Origin of the sequence: Sphingomonas sp., assembly GCF_031361285.1 — a bacterium.
Taxonomy (GTDB): domain Bacteria; phylum Pseudomonadota; class Alphaproteobacteria; order Sphingomonadales; family Sphingomonadaceae; genus Sphingomicrobium.
This window is the reverse complement of the sequence record NZ_JANMCO010000060.1, coordinates 1-2,493: the sequence shown is the minus strand read 5'-3', so window position 1 is coordinate 2,493 and position 2,493 is coordinate 1. Positions and strand designations below refer to the sequence as shown.

The 2,493-nt window shown below is 64.2% G+C and carries 2 protein-coding genes; both read right to left on the bottom strand.

Annotated features, from left to right (window positions below):
* Positions 1 to 76: 76 nt before the first annotated feature.
* Positions 77 to 1,837 carry a TIR domain-containing protein gene (locus RMO25_RS06070; RefSeq protein WP_309661707.1) on the bottom strand — a complete coding sequence of 587 codons (1,761 nt, stop codon included), beginning with the start codon at positions 1,835 to 1,837 and terminating at the stop codon, positions 77 to 79.
* Between the two features lie 71 nt (positions 1,838 to 1,908).
* On the bottom strand, positions 1,909 to 2,493 hold a 585-nt coding region (locus tag RMO25_RS06065; protein WP_309661706.1), incomplete at its 5' end, for a CaiB/BaiF CoA-transferase family protein.

Genomic DNA, 2,493 nt, shown 5'->3' with positions numbered 1-2,493 from the left:
CGGGCCGCAGGCCGTCCTTCCCCCAGACGGACGGAACGGCCCATAGTCGTCGGCTAACCCGCCCCGAGCAGCGTCGTCACGCGGCGGCTTCAGCAATTCCCAGCCGCTGCTTGGCGGCCGACAACATTTCCTTGAAGCGGGGATGGTCACGAACCGAATCAAGATCCGGGTCGACATCGGCGTGCCGGATGTGGGTCGCACTCACGGTCTTGTCGAAATAGGGCTCCAGCACTTCAATCGCGCGGTCTGGATCGGCGAGTTGGCCCGTGAGCGCGCAGGCGAGATTATAGCGCATGATGATATTGTCTGGGTCCAGCAGAAGTGCGCGTTCGATCCAGTCCCGGGCCCTCTGATCCTCGCCGACGATCGCCAGCGCGGATGCGCCAGCGGCGAGCACTGCGGTGTTTGACGGATCCTTGGCAATGGCTTTTTCCGTACGCTCCGAGGCTACCCTGGCGGCGCGGAGCAATTGTTCGGAAGTGCCGACCCCCTGATAACAAGTGATCAGCATGGACGGATTGTGCCAATCCGATTCCATCAGCGACGCCGCCTTTTCAAAATAAGGAATCGAATCCGCAATGCGTCCCTGACGGAAAATCAGGCGCGCGGCTTCGCGGTTTACTTCCCAAGATTCTGGATCAAGTCGAACCGCAGTCTCGATTTCTGCAGTTGCCTCGGCCGGCTTGCCCTCTTCCTCGAGCAAGTGTGCCTTAACGCAATGGGCCTCGGCGAGATTGGGATTGATTGCCAGCGCCCGCTCGGCGGCCAGCTGCGGGTCGGCGTCCATGCCATGCCAGAAGCGCATCTGCGACTGGGCAAGCGCCATCAACGCCCAGGCCTGCGCATAGTCAGGATCGAACGAGATTGCCTGCCGGCAGATGCGAACTATGGTTTCCTGGCAGCGGACGTCGCCAATCCCTCCATCAGTCCATTGCTGACGCGCCATCAAGTAAAGGTTGTAAGCTTCGACACTCGCCGTCCCGCGAGTTTCCATCGCCTTCTTCTCTTCGGGCAGCAACTTGACCCTGAGCGCGGCGACGATCGCCTTGGAGATTTCGTCCTGGATCGCGAAGATGTCGGTCAGGTCGCGGTCGTAGCGGTCGGCCCAGAGGTGCCCGCCGGTGGCGGCGTCGATCAGCTGCCCAGTGATCCGAACGCGGTCGCCCGCCTTGCGCACGCTGCCTTCGAGGACATGGGAGACGTCGAGCGCCTGCGCCACTTCCTTGACGTCCATCACCTTGCCCTTGAACGTGAAAGCGGTATTGCGCGCGATCACCAGCAGCGCCGACACTTTGGACAGATCGGTGATGATGTCCTCGGTGATGCCGTCGCTGAAATATTCCTGCTCGGGGTCGCCGCTCATGTTGACGAACGGCAGCACGCATACCGACGGACCGCGCGCTACTTTTGGTTCGCTGGCCTGGGCCGTAGTTGCTGCCGCCGCGCTATTCCCCGCTGTCTTCGCGATCGCATCGAGCAAGTCGTCGATCTCCGCGGGCTCGCCGGCGCCGCTCCAATTGGCGAGATCGACCGTATGGAACTGGCGGAAGCCCAGCGGCGCGCGGCTGCCGCCGAGACTGACCGGGACCAGCCGTCCACTGTCGCGGCCCTCCGCCGCTTCGTCCTGGACCCACGCCGATTCGATCGAGGTCGGCGACCACAGCACGACCACCACTGCGGCGCTCTTGAGTTCGCGATCGATCTCGCTGGAGAAGCGCGAGCCGCCTTGAATGTGCCGGTCCCACCACACCTCGTGGCCGGCACGGCCGATGCTTTCGGCGAGCTGTTTGGCGGCGGGAGCGTCTTCGCGCGCGTAGCTAAGAAAGACCTTGGCCACTCAACCTCCCTAAGAATCTCGGCGACCCACCATGTAGAAACCGTTCAACGGCAACGCTTTCGGCCTGTCAATCAACTAGCGCGGCCGCCGATCGCGCCGGCGGATCGCAACCGCTCGATTTCGTCCTCGCTCAGCCCCAGCGGGGCCAGCACCTCCTCGGTGTGCTCGCCGAGGCCCGGCGGGGGCAATTCTGAATCCGCCCGCGAGCCGTCGATCCGCACCGGCGAGCCGACCAGCGGCACCCCGCTCATCATCCGCACCATCCCGCGATGCTGCGCCTGGACGTCGGCCAGCGCCTGGCTGACGCGGTTGATCGGTCCGGCCGGAATGCCCGCCGCATCGAGCCGCTCATACCATGACGCCGCCGTCCTCTGGGCAATGCACGCTGCGACCAGCGCAACGATTTCACCGCGGTTGGCGACCCGCGCGCTATTGCTCGCGAAGCGCTCGTCGCGCGCCCATTCGGGATGCCCGCACACGTCCGCCAGCCGCGCGAACTGGCGATCGTTGCCGACCGCGATGATGATCAGCTGGTCGGCCGCATCGAACGGTTGGTAAGGTACGATATTGGGGTGGGTATTGCCCTGCCGCGGAGGCTCTTCGCCCGAAATCAGCGCGTTCGACGCCTGGTTAGCGAGCATCGCCAGCTGGGTGTC